The sequence below is a fragment of the Ochrobactrum sp. P6BSIII genome (genome assembly GCF_014138065.1).
Classification (GTDB): Bacteria; Pseudomonadota; Alphaproteobacteria; order Rhizobiales; family Rhizobiaceae; genus Brucella.
In genome coordinates this window covers 176,786-196,391 of sequence record NZ_JACGXB010000003.1, presented here as the reverse complement: position 1 = coordinate 196,391, position 19,606 = coordinate 176,786, and the positions used below count along the sequence as shown (strand labels likewise).

Below are 19,606 nucleotides of genomic sequence, written 5' to 3'. Positions count from 1 at the left end.
GGAACCGGTTTTCGGACAAGATCATGCGCCCGAAGAAGATAGGATGAGCGCCCATGCCGAAACGTACAGATATCAAATCGATCCTGATTATCGGCGCGGGCCCCATTGTCATCGGCCAGGCTTGCGAGTTCGACTATTCGGGCACTCAGGCCTGTAAGGCGTTGAAAGAGGAAGGCTACCGCATCATCCTCGTCAACTCCAACCCGGCCACGATCATGACCGATCCCGATCTGGCGGACGCGACCTATATCGAGCCGATCACGCCGGAAGTCGTCGCCAAGATTATCGCCAAGGAGCGCCCGGACGCGCTGCTCCCGACCATGGGCGGCCAGACCGCGCTGAACACCGCATTGTCGCTGCGCCGCATGGGCGTGCTGGAGCGCTACAATGTCGAGATGATCGGCGCCAATGCCGAAGCCATCGACAAGGCGGAAGATCGCGCGCTGTTCCGTGAAGCCATGGAAAAGATCGGCCTCGATACGCCTGATTCCATGCTCGCCAATGCGACTGAAATCAAGGACGAGGATCGCAAGCGTCACGAAGCCAAGCGCGCGGAAGTCAAGACCCAATACACCGGCAGCGACCTCGACAAGGCGCTCGACAAGCTCGAAACCGAATGGCAGCTCGGCGAAGTTGACCGCAAGCAGCGCTACATGACGCATGCGCTCGCCAAGGCAGCGCAGGCGCTCGACTTTGTTGGCCTTCCGGCCATCATCCGCCCGAGCTTCACGCTCGGCGGCACCGGCGGCGGCATTGCCTATAACCGTCAGGAATTCTTCGAAATCATCGAGCGCGGTCTGGACGCATCGCCGACAACCGAAGTTCTGATTGAAGAGTCGGTTCTGGGCTGGAAAGAATATGAAATGGAGGTCGTCCGCGACAAGGCGGACAACTGCATCATCATCTGCTCGATCGAAAATCTCGATCCGATGGGCGTGCACACCGGCGACTCGATCACCGTTGCGCCAGCACTGACGCTGACCGACAAAGAATACCAGATCATGCGTAACGCCTCGATTGCGGTCCTGCGCGAGATCGGCGTCGAAACCGGCGGCTCCAACGTGCAGTTCGCGATCAACCCGGCCAATGGCCGCATGATCGTCATCGAAATGAACCCGCGCGTCTCGCGCTCTTCGGCTCTGGCTTCCAAGGCAACCGGCTTCCCGATTGCCAAGGTCGCGGCCAAGCTCGCCGTCGGCTACACGCTGGACGAACTCGACAACGACATCACCGGCGGCGCAACGCCAGCCTCGTTCGAACCGTCGATCGACTATGTCGTCACCAAGATCCCGCGTTTTGCATTCGAAAAGTTCCCCGGCTCCTCGCCGATCCTGACCACCGCCATGAAGTCGGTTGGCGAAGTGATGGCCATTGGCCGTACCTTCCAGGAAAGCTTGCAGAAAGCGCTGCGCGGTCTTGAAACCGGCCTGACCGGCCTTGACGAAATCGCCATTCCCAACATCGAGGAAGGCGACGAGAAGAACGCTATCCGCGCTGCCATCGGCACGCCGACGCCGGATCGTCTGCGCATGGTTGCGCAGGCTATGCGCCTCGGCCTGACCGTCGAGCAGGTGCATGACGCCTCCAAGATTGACCCTTGGTTCCTTGAACAGATCGAAGCGATCGTTTCGACCGAAGCGCGCATCCGCGAACATGGCCTGCCGCAGGACGCAGAAAACCTGCGCATGCTGAAGGCAATGGGCTTCTCCGACGCCCGCCTTGCAAGCCTGACGAACAAGGAAGCGACGGACGTGGCCAAGCTGCGCGCCGATCTCGACGTGCATCCGGTCTACAAGCGCATCGACACCTGCGCTGCCGAATTCGCTTCGCCGACCGCTTACATGTACTCGACCTATGAAACGCCTTTCGTCGGCCAGCCGCGTTCGGAAGCCGAAGTTTCGGATCGCAAGAAGGTCGTCATTCTCGGTGGCGGCCCGAACCGTATCGGTCAGGGCATCGAGTTCGATTATTGCTGCTGCCATGCGGCCTTCGCGCTCGGCGATGCCGATTACGAAGCCATCATGATCAACTGCAACCCGGAAACGGTTTCGACCGATTATGACACTTCGGATCGTCTCTATTTCGAGCCCCTGACGGCGGAAGACGTGCTGGAAATCCTGCGCGTCGAAAAGGAAAAGGGCACACTGCACGGCGTTATCGTCCAGTTCGGCGGCCAGACCCCGCTCAAGCTCGCCAATGCGCTTGAAAAGGCTGGCATCCCGATCCTCGGCACCTCGCCAGACGCCATCGACCTTGCGGAGGATCGCGACCGCTTCCAGAAGCTTCTGGTCAAGCTCGACCTGAACCAGCCGAAGAACGGCATTGCCTATTCGGTCGAACAGGCCCGCCTCGTCGCTGCCGACCTCGGCTTCCCGCTGGTCGTCCGCCCGTCTTATGTTCTGGGTGGCCGCGCCATGCAGATCATCCATGACGAGCGCACGCTGCAGGCCTATCTGCTCGACACCGTGCCGGAACTGGTCCCGGAAGACATCAAGGCGAAGTATCCAAACGACAAGACCGGCCAGATCAACACGCTGCTCGGCAAGAACCCGCTTCTGTTCGATACTTACCTTACCCAGGCTATCGAAGTGGACGTCGACTGCCTTTGCGATGGCAAGGACAGCTTTGTCTCGGGCATCATGGAGCATATCGAAGAAGCCGGCATTCACTCGGGCGACAGCGCCTGCTCGCTGCCGGTTCACTCGCTCTCGGCTGAAACCGTTGCCGAACTCGAACGTCAGACGGAAGCACTGGCCAAGGCGCTCAATGTCGGCGGCCTGATGAACGTCCAGTTCGCGATCAAGGATGGCGAAATCTTCATCCTCGAAGTCAACCCACGCGCTTCGCGTACGGTTCCGTTCGTTGCCAAGACCATCGGCACCCCGATTGCCAAGGTTGCTGCCCGCATCATGGCTGGCGAAAGCCTTGAAGACGCGCTCGGCGCTTACGGCGGCAAGCCGCAGGCACCTTCGCGCCCGCATATCGCGGTCAAGGAAGCCGTATTCCCGTTCGCCCGCTTCCCGGGCGTCGATACGCTGCTCGGACCGGAAATGCGCTCGACCGGCGAAGTCATGGGCCTCGACTACGACTACGCACTGGCTTTCGCCAAGGCGCAGCTCGGTGCAGGCGTGGAACTGCCGCGTGAAGGCACGGTGTTCGTGTCGGTGCGCGACGAAGACAAGGAACGCGTTCTGGCGCCTGTGCGCAAGCTCGCAAGCCTCGGCTTCCGCGTCATGGCAACCGGCGGCACGCAGCGTTTCCTCGCTGACAACGGCGTCGAAGCGATCAAGATCAACAAGGTCATCGAAGGCCGTCCGCATGTGGAAGATGCGATCCGCAATCGTCAGATCCATCTGGTCTTCAACACGACCGACAGCGCCAGCGCCGTATCTGACTCCAAGTCGATCCGTCGCGCAACACTGATGCAGAAGCTGCCTTACTACACCACCATGTCAGGCGCCGAAGCTGCAGCCGAAGCCATCGCAGCGCTGAAGGCCGGTTCGCTGGAAGTGCGTCCGCTGCAGGATTACTTCCGCGCATAAGCGGTACAGACAAAGAAAAAGCCGCCGGAGCGATCCGGCGGCTTTTTCTATGCGCTCTTTAAAGCGGGAATTTCCAGCGGCTTGCCATCGGGATCCTCTTCCAGATTGACCTGCCGGGAGAAAAGCCCGTTATGCAGATGTGGCTTGCCTAGGTGGATTACCGCAGCTTGCTTCAGCTCATTGTTCAAAATGTCCCGAATGCGATCATAAGCCTCGGCGTCGAGCCCATCGAGCGCGCCATCAATAATGATCCATTGCGGCTCCTGCAAAATGAGTCGGGCGAAGGCGAGACATTGCCGCTCGTCATCGGTCAGCACCCGCTCCCAGCGCGTGACGTGATCGAGACTGCCGATAAGCCGCGCAAGCCCGGCGCGCTGCAACACCCCTTCCAGCGCTTCAGACGCGAACTTCTTCAGATCAAATGGATATACGATCACGCTCTTCAGCGTGCCCGGCGGCAAATAGGGCGCGCGCGGCATGAAGGCGACGCCGTCATTGGCTGGCATACCGATACGCCCATCGCCCCATGGCCACAGGCCGCCCAGCGCCCGGAACAGCAAAGTGCGTTGGGTTTCGGTGCCGCCGGTCACCAGCACCCGTTCACCCGGCTTGACCGCAAAGGCGCCTTTCGACAATCGCAAACAGATATCAGGTGCTGCAATCGACACGTTGTCGAGACTGATTCTGTCGTCCTCGTTGACGGCCAGATCGACCTGACGGTCGAGACGACCCAGCTCATCCATGCGCAGAATCGCCTGCCGGAACGTGGCGACACGAAGCAGCGTCGCGCGCCAGTCGGCAATAGCGCCAAAATTATCCACGAACCAGCGCAGCGAATTGTGCACCTGCGTAAAGGCCCCGACCGCCATCATCAAACCACCGAAGGTCAGTCCTCCGGAAAAATAGACCGGCGCAGCAACGAGAATTGGTGCGACGATGGTAAGCCAGCCGTAACCGGCAGTCACCCAGGTCAACCGCGTGGTCGCGTAAACGATCTTGCGGATCGCAGCCAGCACGGCATCGATATCCAGATCGAGGCGGCGACGTTCGTCCGCTTCACCGCGCGACAGGGTAACGGCATCCAGATGCTCGTTGACCCGCATCAGCGAGGCACGGAAATCCGCCTCGCGTGCATAGCGGTTGGCATTGATATTGACGAGGTTGCGCCCGACGATCCATGTCAGCCACGATGCGGAGCCAGCATAGATGATCACCGCCCAGACCATGTAGCCCGGGATCGGGAAGCTGTAGCCGCCGACATGGAAAATGAAGCCGCTCGACAGCGACCAGAGCACGCCGACGAAACTCACCAGAATGACTGTCGATTGCAACAGATTGATGCCGAGATCGCAGGAGGTTTCGGCCAGGTGCCGGGCATCTTCATGCAGTCGCTGGTCTGGATTGATGCCGATTTCGCCTGCATTGGCCAGCCGGAACGCCCGCCCCGGTGCCAGCCATTGACCGACCAGATCGCGGGCCAGCCCCTCGCGCATCTTCAGCTTGAACATCTGGTTCAGCCATGTCTGCGCGACATTGAGCACCAGCAGGCTGCCAGCAATACCGAAGAAGACCATCAACTGATGGAAGAAGGCCTGTAAATCCTTGCGCGCCAGTGCGTCGTAGAACGGCTCGTTCCAGCGGTTGATCGCAACCTGTCCGATGGCGATCAGCACGATCAGCACAAAAATGCCGGTTCCAAGCGCAATCAGCGCGGTGCGCACCGGCGAACTCCAGAAAGCGCCGGTCATCATAGAAAGCTGCGAGAACAGATCGTTGCCGTCGCGGACCGGCTGACGGGTGAGCAAGCCTTTGATGCCCGTGCGCTGGGACTTCCCGCGCTTGCGGCTCTTTTTCGGCGCACTGCGCTTCGGCTGCTTCTGTTCCGGTTCAGACGTCATATCTTGCCTCACCACATGCCCGTTCGCGAATCCCTGTGACGAATTCGCGGGCAATTCACAACATGCGCGTTAAGCATATCACGCAAAAGTCAAAGAAACGCGATACCCTGCCCTCCAGAAGCCCACTTTTCCGAGCCCGCCTTTCTGACAGGGTCGAACGGTTACACCCTAAATACGAGGCTCATGACATTTTCTGCAAAGCACTGTTACTGCACGCAATCGCGGAAAAGGTGGTGTTTTAGATAAAAATTACCTTCCGTTGACGTTAACGCTGCGATTTTTTTAGCAAAATCACAGCCAGACACGCATTCTAGCTCTCTTGTGCTGGTCAAATTTGTCGCATATAGTCCGGCAATCGATTTTTCGGTCGAGTGACTTTGAGACCCGTGCGGCCTGCCGTGCTTCCTGACGATCTCCTGTCCATAAATTCGATCCACAGGGACGTGTGCGGAGCATGCGGACTAAAAATTACTATCGTTACAAAGGACATTCCCATGGCTACGGGAACAGTTAAGTGGTTCAACACGACCAAGGGTTTCGGCTTCATTCAGCCTGACCAGGGCGGCACGGACATTTTCGTTCACATCTCTGCCGTTCAGCGCGCTGGCCTTGCCACGCTCAACGAAGGTCAGAAGGTCTCTTACGAGATCGTGCAGGATCGCCGTTCGGGCCGTTCGTCTGCAGACAACCTCGTCGCAGCCTAATACATTTAGCGGCTGGATGTTCCATCCGGCTTTGCCTGAATGTGGCTCAAAATATTGGAGCGCCGATCTGATCGGCGCTCTAATCATTTGTACTGTTTGAAAATTCTCAAGGCAGCCAGTCAAGCGCCACATGGCCCGGATGCGCAGCAACGCGCTTGAGCCAGGCCTGGATCGCCGGATATTGCTGCATATCAAAGCCGCCCAGATGCGCCTCATGCGTATAGGCATAGAGCGCGATATCGGCGACCGTATAAGCACCACCGACCAGATAGGGCGTCTTCTCAAGCTGCGTTTCCATGACACCAAGCGCCTTGTTACCGCCCTCCAGCAACGAGGCCAGACGTTCCGGCGTCGCCAGTTGCACCCGTTCCGGATAAAGCCGCAACGCACGGCTCACCGCCACGAAGGGCTCGTGGCTATACTGTTCGAAAAACAACCACTGATAGACCAGCCCGCGCTCATAGGCGTCAGCGGGCAGAAACGGCGTTCCCTCAGCCAGATAAAGAAGCATGGCGTTCGATTCCGCCAGCAGGCGTCCGTCATCCAGTTCGAGCAAAGGCACCTTGCCATTGGGGTTCTTGGCCAGATAATCCGGCTGGCGTGTGGAACCGTCCCGCGACGAAACGGTCACGTGGCGAAAAGGCTTGCCCAACAGGGCAAGCAGCAGGCGGGGCTTGTAGCAATTTCCTGAATCGGGTTGTCCGTAAATGGTCAGCATGGATGTCTCCTGTTTCGCAGCACTATCTCTGCCTGCGTCACGGCCTGTCCAATCAGTTTCATTGAGATATTATGTCAGCAACGCTGATCTATCCGGTACTTTTCGCAACACATTTTTGAGAAAACCCCGAAATACGGGCGAAATGCCAATCCATCTGTTGCGATTCCTCTGCCGATGCGACATAGAAAATTCGCAAAACCGCGCCGTTCCCAGTGCGGTTAACAGAGCCTGCCATCTATGGAGATCTATCATGGCATTTCTCGCCGACGCCCTTTCCCGTGTAAAGCCATCTGCGACCATCGCGGTCAGCCAGAAAGCACGCGAACTGAAAGCCAAAGGCAAGGACGTGATCGGTCTCGGCGCGGGCGAACCCGATTTCGACACACCGGACAACATCAAGCAGGCTGCCATCGACGCGATCAATCGCGGCGAAACGAAGTACACGCCTGTTGCCGGTATCCCTGAGCTGCGCAAGGCGATCGTCGCCAAGTTCAAGCGCGAAAACGGCCTCGACTACACGCCGGATCAGGTGATCGTCGGCACGGGCGGCAAGCAGATCCTGTTCAACGCCTTCATGGCCACGCTGAACCCCGGCGATGAAGTCATCGTGCCTGCGCCTTACTGGGTCAGCTATCCGGAAATGGTCGCGATCAACGGCGGTACGCCGGTGTTCATCAACACCAAGATCGAAGACAATTTCAAACTGACCGCTGCCGATCTGGAAAATGCCATCACGCCGAAGACCAAGTGGTTGATCTTCAACTCGCCGTCCAACCCGACGGGCGCTGCCTATACGGAAGCCGAGCTGAAGGCGCTGACGGACGTGCTCGTGCGTCACCCGCAGGTTTGGATCCTGACCGACGACATGTATGAGCATCTGGTCTATGGCGATTTCGTTTTCACGACGCCTGCCCAGGTCGAGCCGTCGCTCTATGATCGCACGCTCACCATGAACGGCGTTTCCAAAGCCTATGCCATGACCGGCTGGCGCATCGGTTACGCCGCTGGCCCGCTGCAGCTTATCAAGGCCATGGACATGGTGCAGGGTCAGCAGACCTCCGGCGCCTGCTCGATTGCCCAGTGGGCTGCGGTTGAAGCACTCAACGGCACGCAGGACTTCATCCCGAAGAACAAGGAAATCTTCCAGGCTCGTCGCGATCTGGTCGTATCGATGCTCAATCAGGCCAAGGGCATCCAGTGCCCGACGCCAGAAGGCGCATTCTATGTCTATCCGTCCTGCGCTGGCCTGATCGGCAAGAAGACCGAAGCTGGCAAGGTTATCGAAACCGACGAAGATTTCGTCACCGAACTGCTCGAAGCAGAGGGCGTTGCCGTGGTTCACGGTTCGGCCTTCGGCCTCGGACCGAACTTCCGCATTTCCTATGCAACGTCCGATGAGCTGCTCGAAGAAGCCTGCAACCGCATCCAGCGCTTCTGCGCTAGCTTGCGCTAATCACTTCGAAACGATGAATGACAAAGGGGCCTCAGGGCCCCTTTTTCGTATCTGTGCTTCGATTGCGTACCACCAAGAACGGCAGCCGTCTGCGACCTGTCAGAACGGACAGCTGGCACGTAACCGCTATTTGTAGTTTGTTCGAGTTAGCCATCACGGCCAAGAAACAGGCGAAAAGCCAAAAAAAAAGCCAGACAAATGTCTGGCTTTGAGTTTTGAAGGTGCCTTTGAGGCAAACCTCCAGAGGGGAACACTCAGCCCGCGCAAATGGGAGGAGGAAACGCGGCGCTGAGATGATTGTTATATGCTCCCTGCTCATGATTTTTGCAATGCAACTTTAGCGCAATGCTGCCATGCGTTTACTGCATAGCTCAAACGCGATATTATTTATTTTAAAATCAATTAGTTAGCATGAAAATGCTCGCCAGTAAGCGGCGCGCGCTCAAATTTGAGCGCCTACGGAACAGGCATTGATACAACCGAACTGCCTGCAAAATCAGCAAATCACCTTCCGCTGATTCCCCACAGAAGATGTCACCCAACTGTCATCGCAGCGCATCAGGACTGTCACACAACAGGCCTAAAAGCGCCGGCAGAAGCCACTGCATAAGTATAAGCAGCGGCAAACGCAGCCTTTAGAGTGCGTTTCGGATCGATGACATCAAACCGTGCTCTAAGGTGTTGTTTAAGAGACATTATCTCGACGCCAAATATTCTTATTTGACTAAGGAGTGCTCTGAACGGCTCCGCTGCGATCATCCCACAAGCCACGAGGGAGCGCGCCCATGCGGATCGTTCAAATCACCGACACCCATCTCAGCCCGATCAAGACGCATTTCAACCCGAACTGGGAACCGCTCGTGGCCTGGGTCGAGCAGCAGAAGCCCGATCTCATCATTCACACCGGCGATCTGGCCGTTGACGGCGCCGATATCGAAGCCGATCTCGAATTCTGCCGCAGCTGTTTCGAACAGCTCTCCGCCCCTGTTCTCAGCGTGCCGGGCAACCACGACATCGGCCATCTGCCGGAAAGCCACCAGCCGGTCAATGCCGAGCGCCTTGCGCGCTGGCAGCGCCATATCGGTCCCGACCGCTGGGCAAAAGACCTCGGTGAATGGCTGATCGTCGGCCTCAACAGCCTGATCATCGGAACCGGCAGTGAGGAAGAGGAAGAACAGTTCCAGTGGCTGGAAAACGTACTGGAAAACGCAGACGGCAAGCCCGTCGCCGTCTTCGCGCATAAGCCGCTCTTTGTTGATGATCCCGAAGAAGGCGACAGCGGCTATTGGGGCATTCGCCCGGTTGCGCGCCAGCGTCTCTACGACCTCTTCGCACAATATAACGTGCAGCTTCACGCCAGCGGCCACCTGCACCGCGCATGGGCGGGCGAAGCTTTCGGTACCAGCTATATCTGGGGACCAGCGGCAGCCTTTATCGTCGGGGCCATGGAGCGCGACCTGCCGGGCGAACGCATTCTCGGCGCTGTCGTGCACGAACTTGGCGAAACGGCGACGAGCACCATCGTCCGTATTGAAGAACTGACGCCTTATTTGATCGACGACGTGGTGCATGAAGTCTATCCGCATCATAGCGGCGACGGCGAGAAGGTCAGCGAAGAGGCAAGCCAATGAGCACGCTGGCCATCCGCGATATCGGAAAGTCCTATGGCGGCAACCGCATTCTGGACGGCATCAGCATCGACGTGGCGGAGGGCGAATTCATCGCCCTCGTCGGCCCGTCGGGCTGCGGAAAGAGCACGCTTTTGCGCATTCTTGCCGGTCTTGATCATGCCGACGAAGGCGATGTTTCTCTTGCAGGCCGCGACATCACTGGCGCGCATCCAGCCGACCGCAATATCGCGATGGTCTTCCAGTCTTATGCCTTGTACCCGCATCTGACTGCCGCGCAGAACATCGCCGTGCCGCTGGCCATGCGCGACATGACCACGGCTGAACGCCTGCCCTTCGTTGGACCGCTGGTCCCCGGCCAGCGCGCCAAGCGCGCAGCGATCCAGAAACAGGTGAAAACCACCGCTGCCAGCCTGAAAATCGATCATCTTCTCGACCGCAAGCCCGGCCAGATGTCGGGCGGCCAGCGCCAGCGTGTCGCGCTTGCCCGTGCGCTCGTGCGCCAGCCCGGCGTTTTCCTCATGGATGAACCGCTGTCCAACCTTGATGCCAATCTGCGCGTTCATACCCGCGCCGAGATTGTCGATCTGCATCGCCGCGCTGGCGTTCCGACGATCTATGTGACGCACGATCAGGCCGAAGCGCTCAGCATGGCCGACCGTGTGGCCGTCATGATGGGCGGCAAGCTGCTGCAAATCGATACGCCGACCGCGATCTATAACGACCCGCGCCATATCGAAGTGGCCCAGTTCATTGGCACGCCACGCATCAACATTCTGGACGCTCTCGTCAGCGATCAGGGCAGCGTTCATTTCGCTGGCCGTCCCATTCTTCAGAACGTCGCTGCCTATGCGGGCACAACGATCCGCGTCGGCATTCGCCCTGAACATTTCCGGCTGCTGCCGCATGACAAGACCGGAATCACCGGGACAGTGTCACGCATCGAGTTTCTCGGTTCCGAAGTGCTCGTCTATGTGAAAGCACCGGGCTCGGTGCAGGAACTGATCGTCAAGCTCGATCCGGTCAAGGCTGACCATATCGCGCCCGGATTGCCGGTTGGCCTGCATTTCGATGCAGATAACGCCTATCTCTTCGGGGATGACGGCGCACGCCTGCGCCAGCCCGCCGGGAATGTTGTGACCATCGCTCCGGTGGAAAAGGCGGTGGCTCATGTCTGACATCGCCCTTGCCCGGCCCGGCGCAATCAGCGCCCGCACTGCCGCCAAAAACGCGCAACGGCGCGAAGAGCGACTGGCCTGGAAACTCGCCTCCCCAGCCATTCTCCTGACGGTGCTTCTGATCCTTCTGCCGACCGCGGCTGTTGTCTTCTGGAGCTTTACCAATTTCGAGCTTGGCTATGCCGGTTTCGAATTCATCGGCCTCGACAATTATGTCGAGCTGTTCAGCGACCGGACCTTCCTCATTTCCTTGAAGAACACAGCAATCTACACGGCCATTGTCGCACCGGCTTCAGTGTTTCTCGGCCTTGGCGTTGCGATCCTCATTGAAGGCGAAGTGCGCGGAAAGTCATTCTTCCGCACCGTGTATTTTCTGCCGGTTGCCTCGCTGCTCGTTGCCATGGCGACTGTCTGGCAATATCTGCTCCATCCCACGCTTGGCCCCGTCAATGCGCTGCTCGGCATGATCGGCATCACCGGTCCGAACTGGCTTGGCTCCAGCGACACGGCTTTGATCAGCCTTGCGCTGATCGGCGTCTGGCAAAGCGTCGGCTTCAACATGGTGCTGTTTCTGGCGGGCCTCACAGCCATTCCGCGCGAGCTTTACTCCGCTGCTGAAGTGGACGGTGTGAAAAGCAGCTGGGAGCGCTTTCGCCTTGTCACCTGGCCCTTGCTCGGACCGACGACGCTGTTCGTCACGACCATCAGCATCATCAATGCCGTCAAGGTTTTCGAGACCGTGAAGACGCTCACCGAAGGCGGTCCGAACAAAGCCACCGAAGTCCTGCTCTGGACCATCTATCAGGAAGGCTTCGTCTTTCTCCGCGTCGGTTACGCCTCGGCCATGACCGTGATTTTCCTCGCCGTGCTGATTGTCCTGATGCTGCTCCAGTTCCGTGTGCTGGACCGCCGCACGCATTATTGAGGAGACCTCCCATGTCACTCGCCCGTTCGTTTCGCCTCGGTCTTCTCTCCTTTGGCGCGCTGCTTTTCCTCGCGCCCTACATCTTCATGCTGTCCACCGCAGCCAAGTCGCAGCAGGACATTTTCTCGTCGTCGCTGTCGCTGATCCCGCATAACTGGGCGCTCTGGGACAATGTCACCAAAGCCCTCACCCGCGTGCCTATGGGGCTTTTGCTATTCAACGGCGTCGTCGTCTGCGGACTGGTGCTGGTGGTGCAGGTGGTGATCGCCATTCCCTGCGCCTATGCCATGGCGAAACTCAACTTTCGCGGCCAGCGTGCCATGATGGTTCTCGTCATGCTGGGGCTGCTGGTTCCGATCCACGCAACCGCGCTGCCCTTCTATGTCGGCTTCAACCAGCTTGGCGTGCTGAACAGCTATTTTGCACTAAGCGCACCGTTCTTCATCTCGGTGTTTGGCATATTCCTGTTCCTGCAATTCTTCCGCGCCATGCCCGATGATCTCATCAGCGCCGCCCGCCTCGACGGCATGTCGGAAGCAGGCATCGTCATGCGTGTGATCGTGCCGAATGCCTGGCCCGCCATCACCGCTTTTTCCATCTTTTCCGTGGTTGCACACTGGAACGACCTGTTCTGGCCGCTGATCGTCGTCAACGGGATGGAACGCGCCACGCCGCCGCTCGGCCTGCTCTACTTCCGCGCTGCCGAAGCCGGTGACGACTACGGCGCACTGATGGCCGCGACGCTCATCATCACCTTGCCCCTGCTGCTGGCATTCCTTGCTGCCCAGCGCCGCTTCATCGAGGGCATCACCCTTACCGGCCTCAAAGGCTGACCTCTTACGCCTATCCCACTCACAGGAGTTGATCATGAAACGCCTTGCAAGCGCACTTGGTGCCCTCGCTACCCTGACCCTCGCCACCGGCCTCGGCTCGCCTGCCTTTGCCGACACCACGCTCAACGTGCATTATCCGATGCCCGGCTTCTTCAAGGATGTCATGGCCGACATCTCCAAGAAGTTCATGGAAGAAAATCCGGACATCAAGATCAACTTCGTCAGCCCTTCCGCCACCTATGAGGAAGGCATCCAGACGATCATGCGTCAGGCTGGCACGTCGGAAATGCCGGATATCACCTTCACCGGCCTCAACCGTCTGCGCGTTCTTGCCGAACGCAATATCGGCGTCGACATGAAGCCGCTGGTCGACAAGGAAAAGGATATGGAAGCGCAGGGCTTCACCGATCATATCCTCAAGCTTGCCCGCGTCGGCGACCGTCAGGTTGGCCTTGCTTTCGCAACCTCCAACCCGATCATGTACTACAATGCCGACCTCGTGCGTGCCGCTGGTGGCAACCCCGACACGCCGCCCACCACCTGGGACGAAGTGATCGCGCTCGGCGGCAAGATCAAGGCGCTCGGCAACGGCAATGAAGGCATCGACTTCCGCTGGCAGGGCGACGACTGGATGTTCTCGGCACTTCTGTTCGGCGCGGGCGGCACCATGCTGACCGAAGACGAAAAGAAGGTCGCCTTCGACGGACCGGAAGGCCTTGCAGCCCTGAAGCTCGTTGACCGCATGGTCAAGGAAGGCGGTATGCCGGTTCTGACCAAGGCAGCTGGCGAACAGGCTTTTGCCGCTGGCAAGGTGGGCTTTGCCTTCCAGACCACCGGCGCATTGCGCAACACGATCAAGAATGTCGGCGACAAGTTTGATATGCGCACCGCAAAGATCCCACTCATCAACCCGGAAAAGGGTCGTCTGCCAACCGGCGGCAATGCGGTCGTGATCCTCACCGAAGACCAGTCGAAGGTCGATGCCGGGTGGAAATTCGCCAAGTTCGCCGCCGGTCCTTACGGCGCTTCGGTCGTGGTTCCGGGCACCGGCTACGTGCCGAACAACGATCTGGCCGCCAAGTCGGATGAATATCTCGGCAAGTTCTATGAAGAAAACCCGCTCTTCAAGGCCGGTCTCAGCCAGATGTCGATCATGGTGCCTTGGTATGCCTTCCCCGGCTCCAACGGCGTGAAGGTGACGCAGACCATCGTTGACGGTCTCTCCCGTCTGGTCGAACAGTCCGCCACCCCGGAAGACGTCCTCGCCGACACCGCCAAGGACGTGCAGCGTCTCCTGCCGCGCAAATAATAGCGCACAGCCAAGACACCTCAAAACCAAAAGGCCGCGCTGGCAAACCAGCGCGGCCTTTCTGTCATCAATGAAAAATGGCGATCAATAGGTCCAGTTGCGCGCCTTTGAGAACAGGAAGTCTCTGAACGCATGCAGCTTCGCGGAATTCTTCAACGCTTCGGGATAGCAGAAGAACGTATCGAAGGACGGGATTTCCTCCAGTTCCGGCACGAGCTGCACCAGACCGGATTCCTTGTCGGCCATATAATCCGGCAACACCGCAATGCCGACGCCACGTTGAACGGCGCGGCGCACCGACAGAAGATTATTCACCTGCAAAGCCGGGATGCGCGTGCTGCCATCGGTACGGCCTGCAACTTCCAGCCAGTTCAAACCGGTCAGATAGCTTGGAGCCGGTTCGCCGAATGTCACGATACGATGCTGGTCGAGTTCGTCGATCGAGTTCAGCTTGCCATATTTCGATACATAGCCCGCCGATGCGTAAAGATGCATATGCACCGTGAACAGGCGGCGCTGAATCAGGTCCGGCTGCTGCGGTTGACGCAGGCGCAAGGCGCAGTCCGCGTGACGCATGGTCAGATCCAGCTCCTCATTATCGAGGATCAGCTGAAGGTGGATATCCGGATAGAGCTCGACGAATTCCTGAATACGCTCGATCAGCCAACCGGAGCCGAGACCAACCGTCGTCGTAACACGCAGGCGTCCCGTCGGCTTTTCCTTGCTCTCGGCCAGCTTGGAGCGAACATTTTCCAGCTTCATCAACACGTCATGCGCCGTGCGATAAAGCGTTTCGCCCTGTTCGGTCAGAATCAGCCCGCGCGCGTGGCGGTGGAACAGCGGCACGCCGACATCCTGTTCCAGCGCACTGACCTGACGCGAAATAGCCGATTGCGACAAATGCAATGTCTGCGCGGCATGGGTGAACGACCCAGCTTCTGCCGCGGCATGAAAAATGCGCAGTTTATCCCAGTCGAGCGGTGCGACCACGATTTCCCCCTCGTTACTCCGCCGCTTCGTGCAGCGGTTCCTGTGCGGCCAGCCAGCGCTCGGCTTCGAGCGCTGCCATGCAGCCCATACCGGCGGCGGTCACGGCCTGCCGGTAAATATCGTCGGTGACGTCGCCAGCGGCATAAATACCCGGAACATCGGTGGCGGTGGAATCGGGCGCGGTCCAAAGATAGCCGTTTGGCTTCTGCTTCAGCTTGCCTTCGAACAGCGACACGGCAGGCGCATGACCGATGGCGACAAAGACGCCATGCGTGTCGACGTCGGTGGTTTCACCCGTCACGACATTCTTCAAACGCACGCCGGTAACGGTCGCCCCCATCGGCGGCTTGGCCTCAGTGCCAAGAATTTCATCGATCACGCTGTTCCAGACCACGCTGACATTGGCCCGAGACAGGAGACGATCCTGCATGATCTTTTCCGCACGGAAACCGTCGCGGCGATGCACCACGGTCACGCTCTTGGCGATGTGCGACAGGTAAAGCGCTTCTTCGACAGCCGTATTGCCGCCCCCGACCACAACCACATCCTTGCCGCGATAGAAGAAGCCGTCACAGGTCGCGCAAGCCGAAACGCCACCGCCCATGAAGGTCTGTTCGCTGTCGAGGCCAAGCCACTTGGCCTGCGCACCGGTCGCGATGATCAGCGCATCACAGGTATAGACCGCGCCGGAATCGGCCTTCAGGCGGAACGGACGCACCGTGGTTTCAACCTCGGTGATGATGTCATGAACGATTTCCGCGCCGACATGTTCTGCCTGCTTGGCCATCTGTTCCATCATCCATGGGCCCTGCACCGGTTCGGCATAGCCCGGATAGTTCTCCACATCGGTGGTGATCATCAACTGACCGCCCTGCTGGAGACCAGCAATCACGATGGGTTTCAACATGGCACGAGCTGCGTAAATCGCAGCAGTATAACCAGCAGGACCTGAGCCAATGACAATGACGGGCGCATGACGCTGAGACATGAGGTTCCTCTCCGGTCCTAAAATCGATTTAAAGCGAGGGGCGCATGACTGGCCGGAATCGCTTTCGCACCCGGCATATCTGTGCCCTGATATTATGGCCAAGGTAGGTCTGCCCTTTTCCGTTTGCAAGGTTTGACGGGCATTTGCTGCGCTTTAGCCACAGCTTGTGACACTTAGGTGATAGGAAGCGCCTCCCCGCATTGCGACCAGGTCGATCTCACGTTAAACAGACAGGAAAAACAACGCCCAACTGTCCGCAAATCGCTTCACAAACGGCCGGAGACGACCGCCATCTACAAGACAGTCGCCAATATCTGCGCGCGCTTCGGCCTCATCATGGCGGCCGCCATGCTTCTGCCTGCCGCAATCGACTTGCGCGACGGCAGTGACGACTGGCTGATCTTCGTACGCTCGGCCGCAGCCACCGGCGCGCTTTCCGCGCTGATCCTGTTTGCGACGCAGAACCAGTCGACCCGCTTCACGCCGCGCCTCGGCTTTCTGCTGACAGTCTGCATCTGGCTGACCGCGAGTTTCCTCGGCTCGATTCCGCTTTATTTCTCTCATCTGCCGATCAGTTACGCCACCGCCTTTTTTGAAGCGATGTCCGGCGTGACTTCCACCGGCGCGACCGCGCTGACCGGCCTCGACAATATGCAGCGCGGTATTCTGCTCTGGCGGTCCCTTCTCTGCTGGATCGGGGGCATCGGCTTCATCGGCTTGGCGCTTCTGATGCTGCCGTCGCTACGTGCCGGCGGTCTTGCGCTTTTTCACATGGAAAATTCCGACAAGTCGGAAAAGATCCTGCCGCGCATGAACCAGATCGCGCTGGGCATCATTCTGGCCTATCTGAGCCTGACGGCTGCCTGCATCATCAGCTATTTCATGGTTGGAATGAGCGTGTTCGACGCCATCAATCACGGCCTGACGACCGTGGCCACGGCTGGCTTCTCCACGCATGACAACTCGCTCGGCTTTTACCACGGCAACCGCCTGCTGCTGGTCGTCGCGACCGTGTTCATGATTCTCTCGGCCCTGCCCTTCGTGCTCTATATCAAGGCTTTCATGCCCAAACGGCTGGAATCGCTGGCTGATCCGCAGGTCAAACTGTTCTTCACCATCGTGATCGGCTTCAGCTTCATCCTTGCAGTCGTCTTGCGGCTTGGCTTGGACGTGCCTTTTGGCGACGCGCTGATTTCGGCCTCGTTCCACTTCGTGTCCGTCATCACGACCACCGGCTATGCGACGGAAGACTATTCGCTCTGGGGGCCGCCCGCCCTTGGCATTTTCTTCCTCGCCTCGTTTCTCGGAAGCTGTGCTGGTTCCACGTCGGGCGGCATCAAGATGAACCGCCTGATCATCCTGTGGAGCCTGACACAAGCGAGCCTTTCCCGCCTTATCGTGCCGCATGCCGTCACCAAGATGCGCTATGGCTCATCGGAGATTTCAGGCGAAATCGCCCAGAACGTGCTCCTGTATCTCTTCCTCTATTGTTCATCGCTGGTCATCGGCGCAGTACTTCTCGCGTCACTCGGTCTCGACTTCGTGTCGGCCTTCACCGGCGCGCTGACTGCGCTCTCCAATGTCGGCCCCGGCCTTGGCGAAACAATCGGTCCGGTTGGCAATTTTTCCACCATCCACGACCCGGCTCTCTGGGTCCTGTCCTTCCTCATGCTGGCAGGACGACTGGAGCTTGTGACCGTATATATCCTGTTCACACGCGCTTTTTGGGTGCGTTGACAGAGCTTTAGATGGTTTACACGCCACGGACTCATTTGATATTAGCATGATTAGATTGCGCCACGACGGCGCTGGATATTCTATAATTACGCTCGAATGAAATTTCCTTGCGCGCGGAGTCATGCATGCCGATCAAGGCCGATCTGGACGAAATCGATTGGAAAATCCTGCGGGAGCTCCAGAACAACGGGCGCATCACCAATGTCGAGCTGGCCGAACGGGTTGGCATTTCGGCCCCTCCCTGCCTTCGCCGGGTCCGTAAACTCGAGGAAAGCGGCGTCATTCGGGGCTATCGCGCCATTCTCAACGGCAATTCGCTCGGACAGGATCTGGTCGCGTTCTGCTCGGTCGGTCTGCATCGTCAGGCCGATGCCGATCTGAAGGCTTTTGCTGAGAAATCCAAGCACTGGCCGCTGGTACGCCGCGCGTGGATGGTTTCGGGCGAGTCCGACTTTCTGCTTCATTGCGTTGCGCGCGATCTGAACACGTTCCAGACCTTCGTCATCGAAGAACTGACCGCAGCGCCAAATGTGGACTCTGTCCGCACCGCGCTGACCATTCGTCCGGTCAAGGACGAACCTTTGATGATTCTCTGAATCTGAATACTAAGACGTAAGTGCTTAAAGCCGGGAACAGTTAGCTCCCGGCGAAAACTCGCTCATAAACACCACTGATCGCAGCGGCTTCCTTTTCAAGCGGGAAATTGGCGCGCACATGGGCGAGCGCTGTTTCGCCGTCGCGCTCGGCCATGGCCGGGTCTGCGAGATAAGGCTCGATGGCCTTGCGCAAGGCTTCGCCATCTCCGGCGGGCACGAAACTGCCGGTCCCTTCCACGATCATTTCGGAATAAGCGCCAGCGTCACTTGCCACCACGGCGGTCTTCGATGCCATGGCTTCGAGCGGCGTGAGGCCAAAACCCTCATTGCGCGACGGCGCAACATAAAGCGTCAGGCGGCGATACCAGACCCGAATATCGGGAACTTCGCCGAGAATGAGAATGCGGTCCTGCAAACCGGCAGCGGCAATCTTCGCCTTGAGCCCATCCTCGAAGGATTGATGCTCCGCCGTGGTTCGTCCGGTGATGATCGCCGTCCATTCCGGATAATGCGGCAGAAGCGCAATCATCGCATCGACGAAGAGATCGGTGCCCTTGGAGTGCCGCACGCGTCCGAAACAACCGATTGCATATTTGCCCGGCAGGCCGGACGCGGCAAACGTATCTTCCTCGCCAACCGGCGGATGAAAGCGTTCCAGATCGATGCCATGCATGATGACCTCATGCGGCACTTCCAGAAAACTGCCCGAGCGCCCGCTGGTGGCGATGACCGCATTCATGCGGCGGATAAGCCATTTGGTGAAAGGCTTGTGATTGCGCTGCGCCGCCGAGGTAAACACCAGCCGGAGTTTCATACGCAGAACATGACGCATGAAAATACCGGCGAGCATTTCGATATTGCGCCGCGCATGCCAGATCCGGAAGCGCCGCTTTTTGGGCGCTGACCAGAACGACAGAAGCGCAGCCCATCCCAGATGCGGCAGGCTATCCGGCAAACCCGGTCCCATTGTCGCAATGTTCAGCCCCTTTGCACGCTGCAAAGGAATGAGCTGCACAATCGTCGAGGTTACGCCGGAAAGGCGCTGCTTGAAGTTGGGAGCGACAATCTCGACACTCTGAACGGGAACCTGGTTTGAATGGAGCACAG

15 protein-coding genes are annotated in these 19,606 nt (G+C 58.7%); 10 read left to right on the top strand and 5 right to left on the bottom strand.

Translation table 11 applies throughout. The annotated features are described in order from the left end of the window. Positions 1-53: 53 nt before the first annotated feature. Positions 54-3,542 (top strand): carbamoyl-phosphate synthase large subunit, encoded by a 3,489-nt coding sequence (gene carB / locus FHW00_RS05260; RefSeq protein ID WP_113533523.1) that lies wholly within the window; start codon positions 54-56, stop codon positions 3,540-3,542. 47 nt (positions 3,543-3,589) lie between these two features. Here the strand turns inward: carB and FHW00_RS05255 are convergent, their stop codons facing one another. After that, on the bottom strand, positions 3,590-5,440 hold the full coding sequence (locus FHW00_RS05255; RefSeq protein ID WP_078338705.1) for an ABC transporter ATP-binding protein/permease: 1,851 nt from the start codon (positions 5,438-5,440) through the stop codon (positions 3,590-3,592). A gap of 494 nt (positions 5,441-5,934) precedes the next feature. Here FHW00_RS05255 and FHW00_RS05250 point away from each other — a divergent pair, with 494 nt between their 5' ends. Further along, a complete protein-coding gene (locus FHW00_RS05250) occupies positions 5,935-6,144 on the top strand; it encodes a cold-shock protein (RefSeq protein WP_078338706.1) in 210 nt (69 codons plus the stop codon). Between the two features lie 106 nt (positions 6,145-6,250). Here FHW00_RS05250 and FHW00_RS05245 read toward each other — a convergent pair whose 3' ends face one another. Beyond that, positions 6,251-6,862 carry a glutathione S-transferase family protein gene (locus FHW00_RS05245; protein WP_078338707.1) on the bottom strand — a complete coding sequence of 204 codons (612 nt, stop codon included), beginning with the start codon at positions 6,860-6,862 and terminating at the stop codon, positions 6,251-6,253. Positions 6,863-7,112: 250 nt separating this feature from the next. Here FHW00_RS05245 and FHW00_RS05240 point away from each other — a divergent pair, with 250 nt between their 5' ends. The 6 genes from FHW00_RS05240 (at position 7,113) to FHW00_RS05215 (ending at position 14,188) form a co-directional block, all read left to right on the top strand. Beyond that, positions 7,113-8,315, top strand: coding sequence for a pyridoxal phosphate-dependent aminotransferase (locus tag FHW00_RS05240; RefSeq protein WP_078338708.1), 1,203 nt, complete (start codon positions 7,113-7,115; stop codon positions 8,313-8,315). Between the two features lie 785 nt (positions 8,316-9,100). Continuing rightward, on the top strand, positions 9,101-9,946 hold the full coding sequence (locus FHW00_RS05235; RefSeq protein ID WP_078338710.1) for a metallophosphoesterase family protein: 846 nt from the start codon (positions 9,101-9,103) through the stop codon (positions 9,944-9,946). Next, complete coding sequence (locus tag FHW00_RS05230) at positions 9,943-11,121, top strand: ABC transporter ATP-binding protein (protein ID WP_078338711.1); 1,179 nt, start codon at positions 9,943-9,945, stop codon at positions 11,119-11,121. Before FHW00_RS05235 ends, FHW00_RS05230 begins: the two co-directional genes overlap by 4 nt. Beyond that, the gene (locus FHW00_RS05225; RefSeq protein WP_113533526.1) at positions 11,114-12,046 is read left to right on the top strand and encodes a carbohydrate ABC transporter permease; all 933 of its coding nucleotides are present in this window, start codon (positions 11,114-11,116) and stop codon (positions 12,044-12,046) included. Before FHW00_RS05230 ends, FHW00_RS05225 begins: the two co-directional genes overlap by 8 nt. An 11-nt stretch (positions 12,047-12,057) precedes the next feature. Next, on the top strand, positions 12,058-12,879 hold the full coding sequence (locus FHW00_RS05220; RefSeq protein WP_078338712.1) for a carbohydrate ABC transporter permease: 822 nt from the start codon (positions 12,058-12,060) through the stop codon (positions 12,877-12,879). A gap of 34 nt (positions 12,880-12,913) precedes the next feature. Next, on the top strand, positions 12,914-14,188 hold the full coding sequence (locus FHW00_RS05215; protein WP_078338713.1) for an ABC transporter substrate-binding protein: 1,275 nt from the start codon (positions 12,914-12,916) through the stop codon (positions 14,186-14,188). A gap of 84 nt (positions 14,189-14,272) precedes the next feature. On the opposite strand, the gene FHW00_RS05210 is transcribed toward FHW00_RS05215, so the two are convergent. Both FHW00_RS05210 and trxB read right to left on the bottom strand, forming a co-directional pair. Continuing rightward, on the bottom strand, positions 14,273-15,178 hold the full coding sequence (locus FHW00_RS05210; RefSeq protein WP_078338714.1) for a LysR family transcriptional regulator: 906 nt from the start codon (positions 15,176-15,178) through the stop codon (positions 14,273-14,275). Between the two features lie 13 nt (positions 15,179-15,191). Further along, entirely contained in the window at positions 15,192-16,166 is a 975-nt protein-coding gene (trxB, locus tag FHW00_RS05205) for a thioredoxin-disulfide reductase (RefSeq protein WP_078338715.1), read from the bottom strand. A 336-nt stretch (positions 16,167-16,502) separates the two neighbouring features. Here trxB and FHW00_RS05200 point away from each other — a divergent pair, with 336 nt between their 5' ends. Then, positions 16,503-17,903 carry a TrkH family potassium uptake protein gene (locus tag FHW00_RS05200; protein WP_113533529.1) on the top strand — a complete coding sequence of 467 codons (1,401 nt, stop codon included), beginning with the start codon at positions 16,503-16,505 and terminating at the stop codon, positions 17,901-17,903. A 125-nt stretch (positions 17,904-18,028) separates the two neighbouring features. Continuing rightward, positions 18,029-18,499 (top strand): Lrp/AsnC family transcriptional regulator, encoded by a 471-nt coding sequence (locus FHW00_RS05195; protein ID WP_078338716.1) that lies wholly within the window; start codon positions 18,029-18,031, stop codon positions 18,497-18,499. A gap of 40 nt (positions 18,500-18,539) precedes the next feature. Here FHW00_RS05195 and FHW00_RS05190 read toward each other — a convergent pair whose 3' ends face one another. Continuing rightward, the gene (locus FHW00_RS05190) at positions 18,540-19,604 is read right to left on the bottom strand and encodes a glycosyltransferase family 4 protein (protein WP_078338717.1); all 1,065 of its coding nucleotides are present in this window, start codon (positions 19,602-19,604) and stop codon (positions 18,540-18,542) included. Positions 19,605-19,606: the final 2 nt, after the last annotated feature.